Below are 20,479 nucleotides of genomic sequence, written 5' to 3'. Positions count from 1 at the left end.
TTGTTAGTTTCAGTTTTGTTGTAATTGTAAATACACTCCATTGGTCCAACCGAATCCGTCCTGATTAGGGTATTCCCCGCCGCCTGCTATTGTTTCTGTGTCTAATGCATTGTATTTTTCCATCAGTTTCCCAGTGTTTTTGTAGACCCTTTCTACATTGGAACACCAGTTGTTTTTAATTTTTTCTGCCAGCTCATCAAAGCCGTAATTTTTCATTGCTTTAAATCCTAACCATTGATAAGGAGCCCACGCATTGGGAAGATCCCATTGCTGTCCTGAATTTTTGGTTGTCGTAACAAGCCCTCCCTGATAAAGGAACTTTTCAGCAACAGCTTTAGCAACCGCCTCAGCCTGCTCCTGATCTGCTATTCCAAGGAATAAAGGGTAAAGAGCAGCAATATGTTCAGACGGTGTTTTTGTGTTTTTTTTAGTGTGATAATCTTTATAATTGTTAGTATTTCCATCCCAGAAATAGTTATTGATCATCTGTCTTCGGCTTGCTGCTCTTTCTGAAAAATAATTTTCTTTTTCACTCAGATTTTGAAGTGCTGAAGATTTCGCCAAAGTCATTTCCAAATGCCACAAAAGGCAGTTCAGATCAACCTGTGCTAAGTTCAGTGTTTCTATCGTCTGTATATTTTCTCCGTCTGCAAACCATCGGCTGGAAAAATCCCAACCCGATTCACAGGCGCTTCTTATATTTCTGTAAAATTCGTCTCCGGAGGTTTTCTCATGATCTTCAATATCGATCAGATAACTTTCGGGACGTGGTGCATTTTCTGCATCGTAATAACGGTTCAGGATATCTCCCTCTGTTGTTTTAACCACTCTTTTTATACTGGAACCGTTTTCAAGTCCTTCTTCCCCATTCATCCAGAAAGCATATTCTTTTTCCAATGTTTCGTGGTATTTCGTATAAATTCCTTCGTCTTGTGTCGTTTCAAAAAGAAGATCCAGCATTAATGAAAAATAAGGAGGTTGCGATCTGCTCAGGAAGTGAGTTCTGCTTGCATTCGGAACAAATCCCACATTCTGGATCAGATAAGAACAGTTTTCAATAATGTTTTCCATCATTTCTATTCTTCCGGAAACCTGTAATCCCAGCATGATAAAATAACTGTCCCAATAGAAAAACTCATTGAAACGACCTCCCGGAACGATGTAAGGTTTTGGTAATTTTAAAAGGGTTCCTTTTTCTTCATACGCTGTACGGGTCAATTCGTCCCATAACTTTTCAATATGTTCACCAATGGAAAGCTGTTCTTCTCTGTGTACAGAAACTCTTGCGCCTAAAAAGTCAAAATGAGTCATCACAAAATCTTTCAGGTTAAAACCTTCTGTATTTTTTGATTTTTCATAATCCTCATTAATCTTTGCAATAGGAAACAGAGGAACTGCATCCGTCATCATTTTCTGATCTTCAAAAATTTCAGATCTCTGTACCGCATCAAACAGGCTTTGAATTTCGTTTATGTAAAGCTGATTACTCATTGTTATTTTTTAGGATTAATTTTTAATTTATTCATGAAAACCGCAGAGGTGATCAGTAATGAAAGCGGAATCAGGGAAAGGTAAAACGCCTGCTGCCCGCTAAACTCCTGAAACACAAATCCGGTAATGATAGAACCTATCGTTCCTCCGATTGCTGAGAAAACAACGATCAATCCAGACATCGCACTGTGCAGATATTTAGGGATTGATGCCAGAATCACAGAATTGATACTTGGATAAATCGGTGCCAGCAAACCTCCCATCAAAGGAAATAAATACACGACCAAAGGCGTATTCATCCAGTTTGTATTCGTATCAATATGAATATTATGGGTCAATGGTAAAACCAACAATAAACTGATAGCAAAACCTACCACGCAGAAAGAAACTACATAGATCCAGCTGAACTTCTTAGAGAAAAATCCTGATAAGAATCTTCCCAACGCAAAGGCTCCAGCCAAAACTGCTCCCGCCTGAATACTCATAGAGGTAGGCACTTTTAAAATCTCTTTATAAAATGTGGGCGTCCATGTCTGAAAACTTTGTTCCACCAGTACAAAAAGGAATGCACACAATAAGAAGCACAAAACCTTTTTATAACTGAATAAGCTTAGACTGTTTTTCAAGTCTCCCAAGAGATCTGTTTTCTCACTTTTAGCTTCCTGCTCGTTCAGTTTTGAAAAGAACAGGAATAAAAAAGATAAACTTGAAAGTCCTCCCAGCACCCAATACACATTCAGCCATTCGGTAGATTTCGGATTATGATCATCAATATACAAGCTGAATAAAACATTGCCCGCCAATACTCCAATCATGAAAAACCCTTCCAGAAATCCCATAAAGCTGGAGTGTTCTTTATCTGTTTCCGTTACCAACCCGATAGAAGTAAAAACCGATATTTTAATTAATGCAAATGAAACTCCTACGGTAGCAAATAACAATTTGAATACCCAAAAGTCATTAGTAAACGGCATTACAAAACACATACAGCTTACCAGCAATAAAGCAATCAGCATTGATTTTTTGATTCCTATCTTCGGAAGAAATGAAGCCAGAATGAAAGAACATATGGCAATCGGAAGATCTTTGAAGCCTTCCAAAACACTGGCCGAAGATTTTGAAATCCCAAAATTCTGCTGTACCTGTAGAATGACTGTTCCTACAGAATTCAGAAGAATGGCGAAGACAAAATAGTTTAAAAATAAAACGGCCTTGATGTTAAGATTTTTCATTCAGGTGATTTCTTGTCGGCTAAGATAGAAGCATTTCTGTTAACGATAATTTAACACAGTAAATCAATATTTGAACTATATTAATATATTTAGTATTTTTAATGAATAAATATGATTAATTAGATGAAAGTTACTTTTGAAAGAGTCATCCCTAATGAAAAGAGTTCATTCCGTACCATACACAATAACTCTCCCATTTCAGAATTCAAATGGGAATATCATTATCATCCCGAAATTGAGTTGGTATGTGTCATTTCCGGGAACGGAACCCGCCACGTGGGCTATCATAAAAGTAATTATACAAATGGTGATCTGGTGTTAATCGGTTCCAATATTCCCCACTCCGGATTTGGACTGAACTCTATTGATCCGCATGAAGAAATTGTACTTCAGTTCAAAGAGGAAATCCTTCAATTTCCTGAGCAGGAAGTAGAATCAAGATCCATCAAAAATCTGTTGGAACGTTCTAAATACGGGATTCATTTTCATCAAAAAGTAAAAAAAGTAATGCTTCCCAAACTGAAGCTGATGCTGGAATCAGAAGGCTACAAAAGATATTTATTGCTGTTGGAAATTCTTTTTGAACTTTCGAAATGTGAGGATTATGATCTTTTAAATAAAGAAATCATGCCTTATACCATTATTTCAAAAAATAAAACCCGTCTTGAGAATATCTTCACCTACGTAGAACATCATTACGACAAGGAAATTGATATTGAAGAAGTAGCAAAACTAGCTAACCTGACTTTACCCGCTTTCTGTAATTTCTTTAAAAAAGCAACTCAGATTACGTTTACAGAATTTGTGAACCGATATAGAATCAATAAAGCATGCCTGCTGATGGCCCAAGACAGATCGATATCAGAATGCAGTTATCAATGTGGCTTTAATAATGTGACCTACTTTAACAGAATGTTTAAAAAATATACGGGGAAGACTCCTTCTGAATTTATCAGGAATTATTCTCATAATAAAGTGAATGTGGATCTGAAGGTTGAAAAGGAGGTTAAAACCAAAATAAGTTTTTAATAATTCGGCTCTTGTTTCAATTTCCGCAGTTATATTAAACGTTGCGTTTGTCCATTCCGTAGGAATTTAGACTTAGCGATATAAACTTTGTGAAGGTTACAACAAAAAAGGCACACGATGCTTATGGTTCCTATGGAGTGACAATTCGTATGGTAAAATTAAATGTTGTGATTGTCCATTCCGTAGGAATCCAGACTTACTTTTCAGAGGTTTACAATAAAAGAATACAAGCTGTGTTGAGACTCCTGCGGAGTGACAAAGCGTAGGAAGAAATTTACTATGTATTAAAAATCTGCGTCATCTGCCCAATCTGCGAGAGAAAATAATCCTGCAAAAAACAAAAAAAGCCACTCCAAAAGAGCAGCTTTGTATGATTAAGTAAAAACCAGTAACTAAATAAACCAGCAACCAGTACTTATTTCCATTTAATATTGCATCCCATGCTAGGTCTCTGAATTTCTTCCTGAGCTTCCCCAGCCAAAAGATTTTCAAAAGCAATAATCAGGTCCTCACCTGTTACATCTTTATTATTTCCAGGTCTTGAATCATCCATCTGCCCTCTGTATACAAGGTCAAGCTTATCATCAAAGAAATAAAAATCCGGTGTGCAGGCTGCATCGTAAGCTTTTGCTACTGCCTGGCTTTCATCAAACAGATAAGGGAAATCAAATCTTCTTTCAATCTGGAATTCGATCATTTTTTCCGGAGAATCTGCCGGATATTTTTCGATATCATTAGCATTGATAGCGATGAATTCAATTCCGCGCTCATTATAGTCTTCGTATAGTTCATTGATCTTATCAATTACATGAAGAACAAACGGACAGTGGTTGCACATAAAGATTACCAAAGTACCTTTTTCTCCTTTCAGTTCTTCCAAAGACTGAAGTTCATTCGTTTTTGACGGGTTAGGAAGTTCAAAAAACGGAGCTTTTGTTCCTAATGCCAACATATTTGAGGGAGTATTCATATCCTTATTTCTTTACCGGCAAAGATAATTATTTCTTTTGTTAATTAGGAAGAAGACATTTTCATTTTTAATAAAGTAAGGATGCCGGAAGCTGGAGGTGGGAAGATTTTCAGCTCTCAAAAATAGTTATAGTCAAATTCTATTAATGGATTTTTTTTACCCAAAACCAACTCCTATCCCTCATTCTTCCAGCATCCACCCTTTAATTTATTTCTCTGAATAAGATCGGCCAACCTATAAAACTCATAATATCCTTTGGAAGTTATAGTAAAAAGTTTGTAGTTTTGCTAACGCTGTTAGTAAATAAATATCATGGGTCTACATGAACGCCGTCAACGAGAAAAAGAATCCATCCGTGCAAATATTTTGCAGGCTGCTTTTACGTTGGCGAAAACTGAAGGCTGGGGATCGCTTTCTATGCGTAAGATAGCAGATGCTATTGAGTATAGTGCTCCCGTTGTGTATGATTATTTTGAAAATAAAGAAGCTATTCTATTTGAAATTTCTTTAGATGGCTTCCACAAGTTACATATAGAACTTTTAAAAGCTCAGCAGAAACACGATACTCCGGAAGAGCAACTTGTTGCCATTGTGGATGCGTACTGGAACTTTGCTTTTAAAAACAAGGAATATTACCAGCTGATGTTTGGTCTTGGAATGCAGTGTTGCGGAAAAGGTCAGATGAAAAAGGAATTCTCATCATTTCAGGAGCTTATCTATGAATGTACTTATGAGATTATAAAGAAAAACGGATCCAATCCGGACAATGCCTGTCATATGTCTCACGCTCTGTTTTCTGCCGTACACGGTATGATCTCTATTATGATGATGCGTACAGCTGATATCCCTTCAACAATGAATAAGACTACGTTGGACGAAACTGTTTCGGCTTTTATTAAGTCTTTGTAATTTTTTTTTGAATTAAAAATTAACACTGTTAGGAAACTTAACACTGAATTAATATAAATGATTCTGTTATTCCTGATTAAAAACTCAATCTTTTATGAAACCATTCATCATATTCAGTTGTTAAAATTAGTCATTTTTTACTTATAAATTAACACTGTTAGTAAAATTAACACACCTTACACCAACATTATACACTTCAATACATTAAAAACAATTTTCAATTATGGAAACAATCGACTTTATCGGACATTAAAAATTCTGTAATTTTTTTTGAACTAATTATTAACACTGTTAGGAAAAAATACAGCATTTATCAAAACACTTTACTTACCTCTAACACTTCATTAAAAAAATTAAACCAACAATGAAATTACCTGGAAAAACAAGGTTTATTGTACTTATTGCAAGTATAATTCTTTTACAGAGCTGCACAAAAGCCGCAGAAGGAACCAATGCCGCACCTCCAGCTCCAGAACTTCCGGTTTATACCGTTATCACCTCACCCGCTACTACATATCAGGAATTCCCAACTGCTCTGGAAGGGAAAAACAACGTAGAAATCAGATCTCAGGTAGATGGTTACCTGGATAGAATCTATGTAGAAGAAGGAGCTTATGTAAGAGCAGGACAACCATTATTTAAAATAGATTCAAGAAGTTACGGCGAACAGATGAATATGGCTCAGGCTAATCTTCAGGCTGCCAATGCCAATATCCAAAAAGCAAGAGTGGAAGTAGACAGACTTCAGCCACTGGTTGCTGCAAAAGTTGTTTCTGATGTACAGCTTAAAACTGCAAAAGCCAATTATGAAGCGGCTGTAGCAGCAGCTGCACAAGCGAGAGCCTCTGTAGGAAGCGCCAGAATCAACGTAGGATTTACCACCATTACAGCTCCTGTAAGCGGTTATATCGGAAGAATTCCTTATAAAAAAGGAAGTCTGATCTCCAGAACAGATGTGAATCCATTGACATTATTATCTGATATCAGCGAAATCTATGCGTATTTCTCTTTAAGCGAACTTGACTTCATCGCTTTCCAGAACAAATATCCGGGAGCAAGCTTAGAAGAAAAGCTGAAAAATATGCCGATGGTAGATCTTGTCATTGCCGACAACAGTACTTACCCTGAAAAAGGAAGATTGAGTATTGTAGACGGACAGTTTGATAAAACTACCGGAGCCATCAGCGTACGTGCTGTTTTCCCTAATGCTAACGGAACTTTAAGAACAGGAAATACAGGAAGAGTACGTATGCCTCAACTGATTTCTAATGCAGTGGTTATTCCACAGGAATCAACCTTCGAAATTCAGGATAAAACCTATGTTTATGTAATGGGTAAAGACCAGAAGGTAACCGGAAGACCGATCAAAATATCAGGAAAAACGGATAGCTATTATTTTATTTCTGAAGGGCTTGCGCCTGGAGAAAAAATTGTATTCACAGGAATTGGAAACCTGAAAGACGGTGCTTCTGTTAAGCCGAAAAACATTTCTTCTGACAGCTTATTAAAAGCAAAACCATTATAGTCCTTTCCGAATACAGAAGACTTAAAAAAATAAACTTCTTATGTTAAAACAATTTATAGAAAGACCGGTCCTTTCAACGGTCATCTCCATAATACTTTTATTATTGGGAGCTTTGTCTCTCTTTAATTTACCGATTGCCCTCTTCCCGGATATCGCTCCACCAAGCGTTCAGGTAACGGCATTCTATCCTGGAGCTAATGCTGAGGTGGTAGCCCGTTCAGTAGCCACTCCTATTGAGGAAGCGGTGAACGGAGTTGAGAATATGACTTATATGACCTCAAACTCAAGTAACGACGGGACTATGACCCTGAGTGTTTTCTTCAAGCAGGGCGCTGACGCTGATAATGCAGCAGTAAACGTACAGAACCGTGTATCGAAAGCAATGAGCCAGCTGCCACAGGAAGTAGTACAGGCCGGGATTTCAACCCAGAAGGTTCAGAATAGTATGATCATGTTCATGGGATTAACCAGTGAAGATGAGAAACAATATGATGAATTATTCCTTCAGAATTACCTGAAAATTAATGTTATTCCACAGATACAGCGTATTCCGGGTGTAGCACAGGCTCAGGTATTCGGAACAAGGGATTATTCCATGAGAATCTGGCTGAAACCGGATCGTCTGGCAGCTAATAATCTTTCTCCGCAGGAAGTGTTAGGAGCCATTAAAGATCACAACCTTGAAGCTGCTCCGGGTCGTCTTGGACAGGGAAGTAAGGAAACTTACGAGTATATCCTTAAATATAAAGGAAAACTGAACAAGGATGAAGATTATGAAAATATCGCTATCAAAGCAAATAGTGATGGATCTTTCCTAAGATTGAAAGATGTTGCCCGAGTAGAATTTGGTTCTTATACGTATACTGCGACCAACAGAGTGGACGGAAAACCGGTTGCCGGATTTGCCATCCTACAGACAGCAGGTTCTAACGCCAACGAAATCCTGACCGAGATTGAAAAGCAGGTAAAAGTAATGGAAACTACTCTTCCAAAAGGAGTGAAACCGATTATCATGTATAATTCCAAAGACTTCCTGGATGCTTCTATCCATCAGGTTGTGGAAACCCTTGTTATTGCTTTTGTATTGGTATTTATTGTAGTATTTATTTTCCTTCAGGATTTCAGATCTACCTTAATTCCGGCTATTGCCGTACCGGTAGCGATTATCGGAACCTTCTTCTTCCTTCAGTTATTTGGTTTCAGTATCAACATGCTTACCTTATTTGCATTGGTACTCGCCATTGGTATTGTAGTGGATGACGCCATTGTGGTGGTAGAAGCCGTCCATTCTAAAATGGAACAGACGGGAATGCCTGTAGAACATGCTACGATGCACTCGATGAGCGAAATTTCAGGAGCCATTATTTCCATCACATTGGTAATGTGTGCCGTGTTTATTCCGGTTGGATTTATGCAGGGACCTGCGGGAGTTTTCTACAGACAGTTTGCTTTCACATTAGCAATTGCCATCTTGATTTCAGCAGTGAATGCATTGACATTGAGTCCCGCATTATGTGCGATGTTCTTGAATGATCCTCAGGGAGAACATGGAGAACACGGTCATAAAAAAGGTTTTGGAGCAAGATTTTTCAATGCTTTTAATGCCAGCTTCAACAGCATGACCAAAAAATATATCTATAGCCTTAAGTTTTTAATTAAAAACAAATGGGTGGCGATAGGAGGTCTTGTTGTCATTACAGCAGCAAGTGTATTTTTGATCAAAAAAGCACCATCAGGATTTATTCCTACGGAAGACCAGGGATTCGTATTGTATGCAGTGAATACTCCTCCGGGAAGTTCATTAGAAAGAACACACAGAGCTACGGCTCAAATTGATAAAATTATCAACGGTGAAAAAGCAACCAACCACCTTTGGGTAGCCGATGGGATGAACTTCATCAGTAATGCCAACGCTTCTCCCTATTCTGCAGGTTTCATTAAGCTTAAAGATTATGACAAGCGTGGTGAAATGAAAGACCCGGATCAGATCGCAGCAACATTGACAGGTAAGGTAAGTCAGGTGAAAGATGCCAACGCATTCTTCTTCAACTTCCCTACTGTACAAGGTTTCGGTAACGTTTCCGGATTTGAATTCATGCTTCAGGATAAAACAAACGGTTCTTTTGAACAGTTGGGAACAACTACTCAGCAGTTCATTGGAGAGCTGATGAAAAGACCTGAAATTGCTTTTGCCTTTACCACTTATGCGGCAGGAAACCCTCAGTATACTATTGATGTAGATACTGATAAAGCCAATCAGCTGGGTGTTTCTGTAACAGAACTGATGCAGACGATGCAGATCTATTTCGGAAGTAGCTTTGTATCGGATTTCAACAGATTCGGAAAATATTACAGAGTAATGGCTCAGGCCGATATTCCTTACCGTACGGATGTTAATTCACTGGAAGGAATCTATGTGAAAAATAAATCAGGAGAAATGGTTCCTGCAAAAACTCTGGTAACGTTAAAAAGATCTTTCGGTCCTGAAACGGTAACAAGAAATAACCTTTTCAACGCCGTAACAATTAACGGAACTCCAAAACCTGGTTACAGTACCGGAGACGCCATCAAAGCAGTAGAAGAAGTTGCCCAGCAGTCCCTTCCTAGAGGATATGGATATGAGTGGACAGGGATTACCCGTGAAGAAATTAAAACAAGCGGACAGACTGCCTTTATTTTCTTCTTAAGTATTCTATTCGTTTACTTCTTACTGGCAGCTCAATATGAAAGTTATATCCTTCCATTTGCTATTATTCTTACCATTCCTACAGGGATTTTCGGAGTATTTGCTTTCACAGGATTAGCTGGAATTGATAACAATATTTACGTTCAGGTAGGATTGATCATGCTGGTAGGACTATTAGCAAAGAATGCTATCCTGATTGTGGAATTTGCCGTACAGAGAAGAAAAGCAGGTAAGACATTAATTGAATCTGCACTTCAGGCATCAAGATTACGTTTAAGACCGATCTTAATGACCTCTTTCGCCTTCATCGTGGGAATGCTTCCATTGGTATGGACACAAGGTGCTTCTTCAAAAGGAAATCACTCTATCGGTTACAGTACCGTAGGAGGAATGCTTACAGGAGTAATCTTCGGGATCTTTATCATTCCGGTAATGTATGTAGTGTTCCAGTATCTGCATGAAAAAATGCCAAGCAGAAAAAAGAAAAGACTTCTGAAAAAACAAATGGAGGAAGAACTTTTGGCTGCTAGTCACTAATAAAAAATGAATGACAAAAACTTAGAGAAAATTTTAAGATCATAGGTTTACCTATTTACCTGCCTGTTCTTAATGGTTTACAAAAGCTAACTATTTTTCTCCTACTAAAGACAATTTTTGCCTTAACAGAAACCTCTCTAAGTTTTGTATTCAATTAAAAGTTTAAAACTATGAAAAGAGTTAAAAATATTATTCTAACATTTGTGCTGGCCATCGGCTCTGTTTCGTGTGTGTCTAAACTGGCATACACGGAGCCTGAGCTTCCTCTTCCGGAAAAGTTCCAGTACACCGCCACTGCTGACACTGCCAGCATAGCCAACCTGGAGTGGAAACAGTTTTTCAGTGATCCTATTTTACAGGGATTGATTGAGAAAGGAATTAAAAATAATTATGACCTTCAGATTGCCCTGAAACAGGTGGCTGCTTCACAGGAAAAACTGAAACAGGCAAAATATATGCAATATCCGGACGTTGGTTTCGGAGTAAGCGGACAGATTTCAAGACCTTCCAAAAACAGTATGAATGGACAAAGCTTAAATTTATTTTTAGGTTCAAGCCATGTTGAAGATTATAATGCAGCCTTCAACCTTTCATGGGAAGCTGATATCTGGGGGAAAATCAAAAACCAGCAGGAAGTTTCAAGAATGCAGTATCTTCAGACTTATGAAGGTTCAAAAGCAGTTCAGACCCAGGTAGTAGCAGCCATTGCTCAGGGATATTATAACCTGCTAATGCTTGACAGACAATTGGCTATTGCAAAATCCAATCTGGAACTGAGCAGCAATACCCTGATGATTACCCAAAAAATGTGGGAAAGTGGTGATAACACTTCTTTAGGAGTACAACAGGCTGCCGCACAGAAACAGGCAACAGAGCTGCTGATTGCCCAGTTGGAGCAGAATATCGCCATTCAGGAAAATGCATTGAGTATTCTTACAGGTGAACTGCCTAATAAAGTAAACAGAACGATTGAAATGTCTGATACTTCATTACCTCAGAATATCTCCGCAGGACTTCCCGCAGCTATGGTAAGCCGCAGACCGGATGTGCGTCAGCAGGAATTGGTTTTATTAGAATCCAATGCAATGGTAGGAATTGCTCAGGCCAATATGTATCCGGCTCTGAAAATCACAGCCAATGGAGGAGTCAATTCATTTAAAATTGACAACTGGTTTCAGATTCCGGCTTCGTTATTCGGATCGGTTTTAGGAGGAATTACTCAGCCTATTTTCCAGAAAAGACAATTGAAGACAGATCTTGCAGTAGCAAAAATTCAAAGAGAGAAAAATGTTCTGGCATTCCGTCAGTCAGTATTAAATGCCGTGGGAGAAATTTCTGATGCTTTGGTTTCCAATGAAAACTTAAAAGTTCAGGAACAGAAAGCCACAGAGCAATCTACTACGTTGAAAGACGGAATTAAAAGTGCACAACTTCTTTACAAAGGAGGTTCAGCCAATTACCTGGAAGTGATTACAGCACAGGGGAATTCCCTACAGGCAGAGTTGAATCTGGCTTCCATTAAAAGACAGAGATTAAGCAGCATTGTAGATTTATACAGAGCTTTAGGCGGCGGTTGGAAGTAGTAAATTAAATTATATTTGTTTTAAGATGCGGTTCTTTTCAGAGCCGCATTTTTTTTATGATTTTATTGATGAAATGAATGATCATCGAACCATTAAGAACATTTAAGTTGCTAAGTTTAATTAAGAAAAATCAAATAGATTTTTAAGACAATACTTCATAGAGCCAAGTTAAAAGCAGTCTGCTTGTCATTCTGACGAAGGAAGAATCTCTTTAATGGTTACTGAGATTCTTGACTGCACTTTGTTCCATTCAGAATGACAAACTAAGCGCTTAGTTTTCCCGCACACTGTGTCATTCCTTAGGAATCTATATTTTAAAAGCTAGAAGCAATTATTTTTCAAACTCCTCCCTAAGCCATTTCAACAAATCTTCGTAGTCCTTTTCAGAATATCCTAATTGTAAATAATGAATATCATCAGCCTTTCTGTACCATGTCAGTTGGCGTTTTGCATACCTTCGGCTGTTCTTTTTAATTTCTGAAACCGCAAAATCAAGATCCCACTCTCCATCAAAATATTTGAAAAGTTCTGCATAACCTACCGTATTTAAAGCAGTCAGTTCTTTGAATTTCTCAAGACCTTTTACCTCATCCAGCAAGCCTTTCTCCATCATAATATCCACCCTACGGTTGATTCTGTCGTACAGTTCTTCTCTTGGAGCTTCTATTCCAATTCTGATTACATTAAAATCTCTGCCATTCTGTGAAACCGAAATATGTTCAGAATATTTTTTATCCGTTTGCCAGATAATATCAATGGCTCTCAATAGCCTGCGGTGATTGTGAATATCCACCACACTGAAATACTCGGGATCAAGCTCCTGTAAAATTTCCTGAAGTTTTTCAATTCCCTCCTGCTCCATGATATTTTGAAGCTTCTCCTGATTTTCAACATTCGCTTCTGGTAAATCATGCAGACCTTCTATCACAGCCTTTTCATACATCATGCTTCCGCCAACAAGAATGACCGTATCATGAGTAGCAAAAAGTTCATTAAGTTTTTGAAGCGCATCTTCTTCATATTGCCCGATAGAATAATAGTCTTCCACTGAAAGATTTCCAATAAAATGATGAGGTGCATCCGCCAGTTCCTCTTCCGAAGGGGCAGCCGTTCCTATTTTCATTTCTTTAAAAAACTGCCGGGAATCACAGGAAATAATCTCGGTATTGAAATGTTGAGCCAAATCAATTGCCAATTTCGTTTTCCCAATTCCGGTGGGTCCTACTACAGAAATTAAATTTTTCTTTTTCACAGCGCTAATTTACGAAAATGGGTTTATTTAATTTGATGGAAGATGGAAGATGGAAGACTGAGGCTGGAAGTTAAAATTACACCTCATTTATATTCACAACAATCTTCCCACTTCCTGCCTCCATCTTCCAGCCATTCAACATTAGTTAAACTATAGACTTAAATGTTTATCTTTGTAACACAATAAAAAACTATGATTTTATCAATGACCGGATTCGGTAGAGCCGAAGATGTTTTTGAAGGAAAAAAAATTACAATTGACATTAAATCTCTCAACAGCAAGAGCTTTGATTTGAATATTAAAATTCCTTTACGTTATAAAGAAAAAGAATTTGAAATCAGAAAAATTCTTAACGATAGAATTATCCGTGGAAAAGTAGACTGCTACGTTAATATTGAGAATCTTGAAGAGTCCAATGATGTAAAAATTAATAAAAACTTAATTGACTCTTATATCAATGAACTTAAAAACATAGCTTCTGACGGTCCCAACTTTGAATACCTTAAAATGGCGGTAAGACTTCCTGATGCCATCACATCAAGACCTGACGAATTGACGGAAGGTGAATGGGAAGCTTTGGCTAAGATTGTCAATAATGCCGTAGACAGATTCGAAGAGTTCAGAAGAACTGAGGGTAGTATTTTACACGAAGAATTAAACAGAAATATTCAGAATATTGACAAATATCTTGGTGAAGTAATTCCTTTTGAAGAAGAAAGAATTGTCAGCGTGAAAGAGCGTTATCAGAAGTCTTTGAAAGAATTTGAAAACGTTGATGAAACACGTTTCTACCAGGAGATGGCCTATTTTACAGAAAAGCTTGATATTTCTGAAGAAAAAGTAAGACTTGGCCAGCACCTGAAATATTACAAAGAAGTAATGGACAATGAATCTTTCAATGGAAAAAAACTGGGCTTTATTTCTCAGGAAATCGGAAGAGAAATCAATACTCTAGGTTCTAAAGCCAATCACGCAGAAATCCAGAAACTGGTGGTGATGATGAAAGATGACCTTGAAAAAATTAAAGAACAAACGTTAAACGTATTGTAATGATAGATACGAGGTACGAGATGCGTGGTTGCCATTTCTAAAAAAGAAACCCGCAACTCGAACCCCGTAACCCGAAACCAAAAAAAATGGATAAAGTAATTATATTTTCAGCACCATCAGGGAGCGGAAAAACTACATTGGTAAAGCATTCACTGGAAACATTTCCTGAGCTGGAATTTTCAATCTCATGCACTACGAGACAACCGAGAGGAAGTGAAGTTCATGCAGTAGATTATCATTTTCTGACACCGGATGAGTTCAGACAGAAAATTTCTGAAGATGCTTTTGTAGAATATGAAGAAGTATATACTGACAAATATTACGGTACTTTAAAATCTGAAGTAGAAAAAATCTGGAATCAGGGAAAAGTAGTTATTTTTGATGTAGATGTAAAAGGAGGAATCTCATTAAAAAAATATTTCGGTGATAAAGCGTTGTCTATTTTTATAGAACCGCCTTCCATTGAAGAATTGGAACGAAGATTGATCTCCAGAAATACAGATGATGCAGAAACCATAAAAACCCGTGTAGCAAAGGCAGAAGAAGAAATGACCTACGCCAGCGAGTTTGACAAGATCGTGATTAATGAAGATCTTGATGCAGCTAAAATAGAAATAGAAAGTTTAATAAAAAGTTTTATAGAAAGAAACTAGAAGTTAGAAATTAGAAGTTAGTTTTTTTAGTGTCAGGAAAATTATCCTCATTTTATACTAACCTCTAGTTTCTAATCTCTAACTTCTATAAAAGAAAAAATTGAGGTTGATATGAGTACCGAAACATTAGAAAAAGCTAAATCTGCAATTCCTGTCAGAGGATTTCTGGATATAAAAGATATTGCTATTCCTCAGGGAGAAGAATTGGTGAAAGCCATTCTTAAACTGAAAGAAGAAAAAAATGCGGTTATCCTTGCCCATTATTACCAGCCCGGAGAAATTCAGGATATCGCAGATTTCCTTGGAGATTCTTTACAGCTGGCAAGACAGGCTAAAGATACCAATGCTGACATGATTGTATTCTGTGGAGTCCATTTCATGGCTGAAGCCGCTAAAATTCTGAATCCAACTAAAAAAGTAGTTCTTCCTGATACCATGGCCGGATGCTCACTGGCAGACGGTTGTTCCGGAGAAGGACTGAGAAAAATGCGTGAGCAGCACCCGAATGCTTTAATTGCCACTTACATCAACTGTAACGCAGAAACTAAAGCAGAAAGTGATATCATCGTTACAAGCTCAAATGCTGAAACAGTAATTGAAGCGCTTCCTAAAGACAGACCCATTATTTTCGCACCGGATAAAAACCTGGGAAGATATTTATCCAAGAAAACAGGTCGTGATATGATCCTTTGGGATGGAAGCTGTGTAGTACACGAAGCATTTTCAATGGAAAGAATTGCCCAGCAATTGGCAGACAATCCGGATGCAAAACTGATTGCACACCCTGAAAGTGAAGAAGCAGTATTAAAACTGGCTCACTTCATCGGTTCCACTTCTGCCCTGTTGAACTATGTAGAAAAAGATGACTGCCAGAAATTCATCATCGCTACAGAAGAAGGAATTCTTCACGAAATGAGAAAACGTGCTCCTCACAAGGAACTGATTCCTGCATTGGTTTTTGATGAAAGCTGTAACTGTTCAGAATGTTTCTATATGAAACGTAATACAATGGAAAAGCTGTATTTATGCATGAAATATGAGCTTCCTGAAATTCTTATCGACGAAGAATTAAGATTAAAAGCATTGAAACCTATTGAAGCCATGCTTGATCTTTCTAAAAGCATAAAATAATTTTTTTGTTATTCAATATTTATTATATTTAGCATTCAAACTAATAATAAATATGAAAAATCTAAAAAAATTAGACAGAAGAAGTCTTAAAAATGTAAACGGAGGCAGTTATACTTGTAGCTTAAACTGCGAAATACATGAAACCTGTGGTTTAGGATGCAATGGAGAATTGATCTGCGTACCCAGAGGAATGTATATTCCCGATAACTGTTAATAAAATAAAAGCACTGTTTTTCACAGTGCTTTTTTATTTTTAGTCAGCAGTGATTGCAACAAAACAATCTGCGCTCACAACAACGCACATTCTGCAATTCTCGGACAATGTCCAATATGCCTCGCACGAAGGATCACTGGAAGAGCCTGGTCCAAAAACCAGATGGGTAGGACAACCATCACACCTTGATACACCAGCACCCTTCATTTGTTCCAAATCTCTTCTGTTCAGTTTCTTTAATTTTTTCATGAAGTCAAATTATCTTTTAAGAAACTCCTCCGCTCATGCATGACATATCCACAATAACACACATTTTACAACGGTCAGGAAGCATCTGAAAAGCCTCACATGGAGCATCACCAGGATTATTTCCATAAGTAGTATTCTTAGGACATCCTGTGCATGTGGCTGGACCTGCTCCTTGCAGCGTTTGAAGTTCTTTTCTGTTTAATTTCTTTAAATTTTTCATAGTTGTTTTAATTAATTTTTGATTTTTTACTAAGCTTCTAGAACTGGGCAGCTACCCGGAACTGATGGATCATAAGGGAAAAGATAAAGACAAACTTTGCGTCCTTTGAGATCTGTACATTTCGCACAACCTTTCGGTCCACAGTCAAGATCTACGGCACAGCTGTCTCCTGTCCCTCCAATGATAGCTCTTAAGCTTTCTCTGTTTAGTTTTTTTGAATTTCTCATGGTAATTGAGTTTGATTTAGGTTTATTGAAATATTTAAATCTTATCTTATTATAACATAGGCGCATAACAAGTACCACCCGGTTTTAGCCAGCAGCCCCACTTTCCACCTCCGCGGAAACAGACAAATTGCTCTCCTCCGCATGCTTCAATCTGAATATCAGTGAAACCACCCTTGATATTTTTTTGATCTTCTCTTGATAATTTCTTGATTGTTTTCATAGTGTAATAATTTTAGTATTCTGTAATAACAATAAATTCATGATATAAATCAGTAAGGTCCAAAACATTCAAAGCTTACTAAAACTCTTCCTTTACAGCACTCTGGCAGTGCATAATAATCAGCACATGATCTTGGTTCACCAGGTCCGTATGGTCCGGCAGGACAATTCTCAAAACAGTTATTCACATCTCCTCCACTGATTGATTTCAGGTTTACTCGGTTTAATTTTTTTAAATTTTTCATAATTACTTCGTTATTAGTTAACATTATAAATGTAAGATTTTTAATCAATTACAACAAATATATCTCTTAAAAAGGAAATATATTTTATTATGTTAAACTCTTGTCTGTTTCAAAATAATTTGTACATTTGTCCTGTTACAATGAATTTATTAAGAAACATATCTGATATTTCTGCCCTGAAATCACTTATTTCAGGCATATCTTCTGTTTCTACATTCACAACTACAACAATTACCCCATAACGGGGTAGATTTTCACATATTATTTCCGGTACCCGTACTCTTTTTTTAAAGAGTAACCATTTCTATTTACCCAATTTCAAAAAAATAATTGATGAAAGTTTTAAAATTCGGCGGAACATCAGTCGCCCATTCTCAGAATATCTTACTGGTAGAAAAAATCATACAAAGAGAATCTTTAAATAGCAAAGTTGTTGTTATTGTTTCAGCACTTCATGGTGTTACTGACCAACTGATCAAAGCTGCAGAATATGCTTCTGTAAAAGATGAAAATTATATTCAAACGGTTCAGAATCTTGAAAAAAAACATATCAGTCTGGTAAAAGAACTTTTTCCCATCGCAGAACAAAGTTCATGGTTAAGTTTTGTAAAAAAACATTTCAATGATATCGAAGAGCTCTGCAACGGAATTGCTGTTCTTGGTGAATTGACAGACAGAATTAAGGATAGAATTGCTTCTTACGGAGAATTTCTGTCTTCAAATATTATTGCCGCAAGACTTCAACAAGAAAAATCAGACTGCGTATGGATGAATTCTGCAGAGCTGATCAGAACAGACAGTAATTTCACCAATGCAAAAGTAAATTTTAAATGTACGGATAGTAATATTGTCAACTTCCTGAACAAAACCCCCAACCGCATTATTTTAGGCCCTGGGTTTATTGCTCATGATGAAAAAAATAATACAACCACATTAGGAAGAGGAGGTTCCGATTATACTGCTTCTATTATTGCGGCTGCTATTGATGCAGTAGAACTTCAGATCTGGACCGATGTAAGCGGGATGATGACTGCTGACCCACGTCTGGTTTCCAATGCTAAACCTATTTCAGAAATTTCTTATCATGAAGCGATGGAACTATCACACTTTGGGGCAAAAGTGCTTTATCCGCCTTCCATTCAGCCTGTGATGGTAAAAAATACAAACCTGATCATCAAGAATACTTTTGATCCGGATGCACCAGGAACTTTAATTTCTCATCAACAGAGATGTTCCGAAGATGAAAAGCAGATTGCAGTAGGAATTTCAAACATGAACAATATTGCCCTGCTTACCCTTGAAGGCAGTGGAATGGTAGGAATACCCGGAATTTCAGCAAAATTATTTCAATGCTTAAGTCATGAAAAAATAAATGTCATTCTCATTACACAAGGATCTTCAGAACATTCAATCACCATTGCTATTGAGAAAAAAGAAGCTTTACGTGCTGAGAACGCCATCAATTCTTCTTTTGCTGATGATATCAATCTGGAAAGAGTGTATGCGGTAAAAATTGAAACAGAGCTTTCCATTGTAGCTTTAGTGGGAGAAAATATGAAAAGTAGAAGTGGTGTGAGTGCAAAAATGTTTGGATGTCTCGGAAATAATGGGATCAATATTAGAGCAATTGCTCAGGGATCTTCAGAAAGAAATATCAGCATTGTCATTTCAGAAAAGGATAGTAAAAAAGCAGTTAACGTGCTTCATGAAGAGTTTTTTGAATCTGAAATAAAGCAAATCCACCTGTACATCTGTGGAACAGGAAATGTAGGTTCAAAACTGATCCAGCAGATTTATAACCAAAATGATTATTTAAAAGAAAACTTTTTGATCAACCTGAGAATTGCAGGGATTTCCAATAGCCGTCATATGATGTTTTCAGATCAGGGAATATCAAAGGACAGCTATGCTAACTGGGAACAACATGGTGAAAAAGCCTCTGCCAGAGAATTTGCTGATGAAATTATCCGTAGAAACCTTAGAAATTCGGTTTTCGTTGATGTAACGGCAAGCGCTGACATTCCTGAAGTGTATGAAAGCTTATTAAAAAGAAGTGTGAACCTCGTAGCCTGTAATAAAATTGCAGCTTCTTCAGATTTCAAAAAATATAAAACTTTAAAAAATACCGCACGAAACCACAGCTGTAATTTCTATTTTGAAACCAATGTGGGAGCAGGGCTTCCGGTAATAGGAACCATTAATGACCTCATCAAAAGCGGAGACCAAATTCAATCTATTCAGGCCGTATTGAGTGGAACATTGAATTTCGTCTTTAATGAATATGATGGAAGCAGAACATTTTCTGAAGTAGTGGCACAGGCTCAGAAAGAAGGTTATACAGAACCCGATCCGAGGCTTGATCTGTCCGGAACAGATGTAGCCAGAAAAATTTTAATTCTGGCAAGAGAAGCAGGATATCCACTTCAGTTTGAAGAAATTGAAAACATAAGTTTTCTGCCTGAAGAATGTATGCAGGGAAGCGTTGAAAGTTTTTACGAAAAGCTTACAGTATATGAAGATCACTTTAGAAACTTATTAAATAAAGCTAAAACTGAAGGCAAAATATTAAAATATGTCGCAGAATTTGAAAACGGAAAAGCCAAGGTAGGTTTACAGCATATTGCTCCGGATAGTGATCTGTTTCACTTATATGGAAAAGACAATATTGTTATTTTTAAAACTCTGAGATATTCTGAGCAGCCTTTGGTTGTAAAAGGAGCTGGTGCAGGAGCTGAGGTAACGGCAAGTGGAGTTTTTGCAGATATTATCCGTTCTATTTAAAAACACAGTTATGAAAAAAGTAAAATTAAAAGTCCCGGCCACTGTGGCCAATCTGGTTTGTGGATTCGATATTTTAGGAATGGCAGTCCATGATCCTTATGATGAAATGGAATTCAGATTATTGGAAACTCCTGACATTATTATAAAACATACAGACTCTTTCGGACTTCCTGAAGAGCCTTCCAGCAATGTTGCCGGGATTGTTCTCCTGAAAATACAGGAACACTTTAATCTGAAAAACGGTTTTGAAGTCATTATTCATAAACATATAAAGCC

General features: G+C 37.3%; 19 protein-coding genes and 1 pseudogene. 12 read left to right on the top strand and 8 right to left on the bottom strand.

Going from position 1 to position 20,479, the window contains the following annotated elements:
- Positions 1-9 precede the first annotated feature (9 nt).
- Both ACMA47_RS05425 and ACMA47_RS05420 read right to left on the bottom strand, forming a co-directional pair.
- Positions 10-1,491: a trehalase family glycosidase gene (locus ACMA47_RS05425; RefSeq protein ID WP_413928990.1), complete on the bottom strand. Its 1,482-nt coding sequence runs from the start codon at positions 1,489-1,491 to the stop codon at positions 10-12.
- Between the two features lie 2 nt (positions 1,492-1,493).
- A complete protein-coding gene (locus ACMA47_RS05420) occupies positions 1,494-2,723 on the bottom strand; it encodes an MFS transporter (protein ID WP_413928989.1) in 1,230 nt (409 codons plus the stop codon).
- A gap of 123 nt (positions 2,724-2,846) precedes the next feature.
- Here ACMA47_RS05420 and ACMA47_RS05415 point away from each other — a divergent pair, with 123 nt between their 5' ends.
- Together ACMA47_RS05415 and ACMA47_RS05410 are read left to right on the top strand one after the other, a co-directional pair.
- A complete protein-coding gene (locus ACMA47_RS05415) occupies positions 2,847-3,752 on the top strand; it encodes an AraC family transcriptional regulator (protein ID WP_413928988.1) in 906 nt (301 codons plus the stop codon).
- Positions 3,753-3,841: 89 nt separating this feature from the next.
- The gene (locus ACMA47_RS05410; protein ID WP_413928987.1) at positions 3,842-4,018 is read left to right on the top strand and encodes a hypothetical protein; all 177 of its coding nucleotides are present in this window, start codon (positions 3,842-3,844) and stop codon (positions 4,016-4,018) included.
- 149 nt (positions 4,019-4,167) lie between these two features.
- On the opposite strand, the gene ACMA47_RS05405 is transcribed toward ACMA47_RS05410, so the two are convergent.
- Positions 4,168-4,722, bottom strand: coding sequence for a thioredoxin family protein (locus tag ACMA47_RS05405; RefSeq protein WP_120232903.1), 555 nt, complete (start codon positions 4,720-4,722; stop codon positions 4,168-4,170).
- 312 nt (positions 4,723-5,034) lie between these two features.
- On the opposite strand from ACMA47_RS05405, the gene ACMA47_RS05400 reads away from it, so the two are divergent.
- The 4 genes from ACMA47_RS05400 (at position 5,035) to ACMA47_RS05385 (ending at position 11,962) form a co-directional block, all read left to right on the top strand.
- Positions 5,035-5,631 (top strand): TetR/AcrR family transcriptional regulator, encoded by a 597-nt coding sequence (locus ACMA47_RS05400; protein ID WP_034694942.1) that lies wholly within the window; start codon positions 5,035-5,037, stop codon positions 5,629-5,631.
- A gap of 364 nt (positions 5,632-5,995) precedes the next feature.
- A complete protein-coding gene (locus tag ACMA47_RS05395) occupies positions 5,996-7,156 on the top strand; it encodes an efflux RND transporter periplasmic adaptor subunit (RefSeq protein ID WP_306595107.1) in 1,161 nt (386 codons plus the stop codon).
- Positions 7,157-7,196: 40 nt separating this feature from the next.
- Positions 7,197-10,379, top strand: coding sequence for an efflux RND transporter permease subunit (locus ACMA47_RS05390; RefSeq protein WP_413928986.1), 3,183 nt, complete (start codon positions 7,197-7,199; stop codon positions 10,377-10,379).
- A gap of 170 nt (positions 10,380-10,549) precedes the next feature.
- On the top strand, positions 10,550-11,962 hold the full coding sequence (locus ACMA47_RS05385; RefSeq protein WP_413928985.1) for an efflux transporter outer membrane subunit: 1,413 nt from the start codon (positions 10,550-10,552) through the stop codon (positions 11,960-11,962).
- Positions 11,963-12,293: 331 nt separating this feature from the next.
- Here the strand turns inward: ACMA47_RS05385 and miaA are convergent, their stop codons facing one another.
- Positions 12,294-13,214 (bottom strand): tRNA (adenosine(37)-N6)-dimethylallyltransferase MiaA, encoded by a 921-nt coding sequence (gene miaA, locus ACMA47_RS05380; protein WP_413928984.1) that lies wholly within the window; start codon positions 13,212-13,214, stop codon positions 12,294-12,296.
- 192 nt (positions 13,215-13,406) lie between these two features.
- Here miaA and ACMA47_RS05375 point away from each other — a divergent pair, with 192 nt between their 5' ends.
- The 4 genes from ACMA47_RS05375 to ACMA47_RS05360 all read left to right on the top strand — a co-directional run bounded on the left by ACMA47_RS05375 (position 13,407) and on the right by ACMA47_RS05360 (position 16,262).
- Positions 13,407-14,264 (top strand): YicC family protein, encoded by an 858-nt coding sequence (locus tag ACMA47_RS05375; protein WP_081906419.1) that lies wholly within the window; start codon positions 13,407-13,409, stop codon positions 14,262-14,264.
- 86 nt (positions 14,265-14,350) lie between these two features.
- Positions 14,351-14,917, top strand: coding sequence for a guanylate kinase (gene gmk / locus ACMA47_RS05370; protein WP_312298389.1), 567 nt, complete (start codon positions 14,351-14,353; stop codon positions 14,915-14,917).
- A gap of 111 nt (positions 14,918-15,028) precedes the next feature.
- Positions 15,029-16,048 (top strand): quinolinate synthase NadA, encoded by a 1,020-nt coding sequence (gene nadA, locus ACMA47_RS05365; protein WP_034694934.1) that lies wholly within the window; start codon positions 15,029-15,031, stop codon positions 16,046-16,048.
- A 52-nt stretch (positions 16,049-16,100) separates the two neighbouring features.
- Positions 16,101-16,262 (top strand): bacteriocin-like protein, encoded by a 162-nt coding sequence (locus tag ACMA47_RS05360; RefSeq protein ID WP_410492622.1) that lies wholly within the window; start codon positions 16,101-16,103, stop codon positions 16,260-16,262.
- A gap of 265 nt (positions 16,263-16,527) precedes the next feature.
- On the opposite strand, the gene ACMA47_RS05355 is transcribed toward ACMA47_RS05360, so the two are convergent.
- The 4 genes from ACMA47_RS05355 to ACMA47_RS05340 are packed head-to-tail and all read right to left on the bottom strand — an operon-like array spanning position 16,528 to position 17,422.
- Positions 16,528-16,731: a bacteriocin-like protein gene (locus ACMA47_RS05355; RefSeq protein ID WP_121488995.1), complete on the bottom strand. Its 204-nt coding sequence runs from the start codon at positions 16,729-16,731 to the stop codon at positions 16,528-16,530.
- Between the two features lie 29 nt (positions 16,732-16,760).
- On the bottom strand, positions 16,761-16,958 hold the full coding sequence (locus ACMA47_RS05350) for a hypothetical protein (RefSeq protein WP_413928983.1): 198 nt from the start codon (positions 16,956-16,958) through the stop codon (positions 16,761-16,763).
- Positions 16,959-17,007: 49 nt separating this feature from the next.
- Positions 17,008-17,178: a bacteriocin-like protein gene (locus tag ACMA47_RS05345; RefSeq protein WP_156106417.1), complete on the bottom strand. Its 171-nt coding sequence runs from the start codon at positions 17,176-17,178 to the stop codon at positions 17,008-17,010.
- Between the two features lie 49 nt (positions 17,179-17,227).
- The gene (locus ACMA47_RS05340; RefSeq protein ID WP_034694929.1) at positions 17,228-17,422 is read right to left on the bottom strand and encodes a bacteriocin-like protein; all 195 of its coding nucleotides are present in this window, start codon (positions 17,420-17,422) and stop codon (positions 17,228-17,230) included.
- Positions 17,423-17,755: 333 nt separating this feature from the next.
- On the opposite strand from ACMA47_RS05340, the gene thrA reads away from it, so the two are divergent.
- Both thrA and ACMA47_RS05330 read left to right on the top strand, forming a co-directional pair.
- A complete protein-coding gene (gene thrA / locus ACMA47_RS05335) occupies positions 17,756-20,203 on the top strand; it encodes a bifunctional aspartate kinase/homoserine dehydrogenase I (protein ID WP_413928982.1) in 2,448 nt (815 codons plus the stop codon).
- A 10-nt stretch (positions 20,204-20,213) separates the two neighbouring features.
- Positions 20,214-20,479 (top strand): annotated as a pseudogene (locus tag ACMA47_RS05330) (homoserine kinase); the annotation flags it as partial.

Origin of the sequence: Chryseobacterium sp. T20, assembly GCF_047345655.1 — a bacterium.
Taxonomy (GTDB): domain Bacteria; phylum Bacteroidota; class Bacteroidia; order Flavobacteriales; family Weeksellaceae; genus Chryseobacterium.
Note: the sequence above shows the minus strand (reverse complement) of the source record. Positions and strands in the feature narration are given on the sequence as shown.

What these genes read in the sequence shown, in the direction of transcription:
- ACMA47_RS05425 (WP_413928990.1), bottom strand. Translation starts at nt 1,491, where the DNA reads ATGAGTAATCAGCTTTACATAAACGAAATTCAAAGCCTGTTTGATGCG.
- ACMA47_RS05420 (WP_413928989.1), bottom strand. Translation starts at nt 2,723, where the DNA reads ATGAAAAATCTTAACATCAAGGCCGTTTTATTTTTAAACTATTTTGTC.
- ACMA47_RS05415 (WP_413928988.1), top strand. Translation starts at nt 2,847, where the DNA reads ATGAAAGTTACTTTTGAAAGAGTCATCCCTAATGAAAAGAGTTCATTC.
- ACMA47_RS05405 (WP_120232903.1), bottom strand. Translation starts at nt 4,722, where the DNA reads ATGAATACTCCCTCAAATATGTTGGCATTAGGAACAAAAGCTCCGTTT.
- ACMA47_RS05400 (WP_034694942.1), top strand. Translation starts at nt 5,035, where the DNA reads ATGGGTCTACATGAACGCCGTCAACGAGAAAAAGAATCCATCCGTGCA.
- ACMA47_RS05395 (WP_306595107.1), top strand. Translation starts at nt 5,996, where the DNA reads ATGAAATTACCTGGAAAAACAAGGTTTATTGTACTTATTGCAAGTATA.
- ACMA47_RS05390 (WP_413928986.1), top strand. Translation starts at nt 7,197, where the DNA reads ATGTTAAAACAATTTATAGAAAGACCGGTCCTTTCAACGGTCATCTCC.
- ACMA47_RS05385 (WP_413928985.1), top strand. Translation starts at nt 10,550, where the DNA reads ATGAAAAGAGTTAAAAATATTATTCTAACATTTGTGCTGGCCATCGGC.
- ACMA47_RS05375 (WP_081906419.1), top strand. Translation starts at nt 13,407, where the DNA reads ATGATTTTATCAATGACCGGATTCGGTAGAGCCGAAGATGTTTTTGAA.
- gmk (WP_312298389.1), top strand. Translation starts at nt 14,351, where the DNA reads ATGGATAAAGTAATTATATTTTCAGCACCATCAGGGAGCGGAAAAACT.
- nadA (WP_034694934.1), top strand. Translation starts at nt 15,029, where the DNA reads ATGAGTACCGAAACATTAGAAAAAGCTAAATCTGCAATTCCTGTCAGA.
- ACMA47_RS05360 (WP_410492622.1), top strand. Translation starts at nt 16,101, where the DNA reads ATGAAAAATCTAAAAAAATTAGACAGAAGAAGTCTTAAAAATGTAAAC.
- ACMA47_RS05355 (WP_121488995.1), bottom strand. Translation starts at nt 16,731, where the DNA reads ATGAAAAATTTAAAGAAATTAAACAGAAAAGAACTTCAAACGCTGCAA.
- ACMA47_RS05350 (WP_413928983.1), bottom strand. Translation starts at nt 16,958, where the DNA reads ATGAGAAATTCAAAAAAACTAAACAGAGAAAGCTTAAGAGCTATCATT.
- ACMA47_RS05345 (WP_156106417.1), bottom strand. Translation starts at nt 17,178, where the DNA reads ATGAAAACAATCAAGAAATTATCAAGAGAAGATCAAAAAAATATCAAG.
- ACMA47_RS05340 (WP_034694929.1), bottom strand. Translation starts at nt 17,422, where the DNA reads ATGAAAAATTTAAAAAAATTAAACCGAGTAAACCTGAAATCAATCAGT.
- thrA (WP_413928982.1), top strand. Translation starts at nt 17,756, where the DNA reads ATGAAAGTTTTAAAATTCGGCGGAACATCAGTCGCCCATTCTCAGAAT.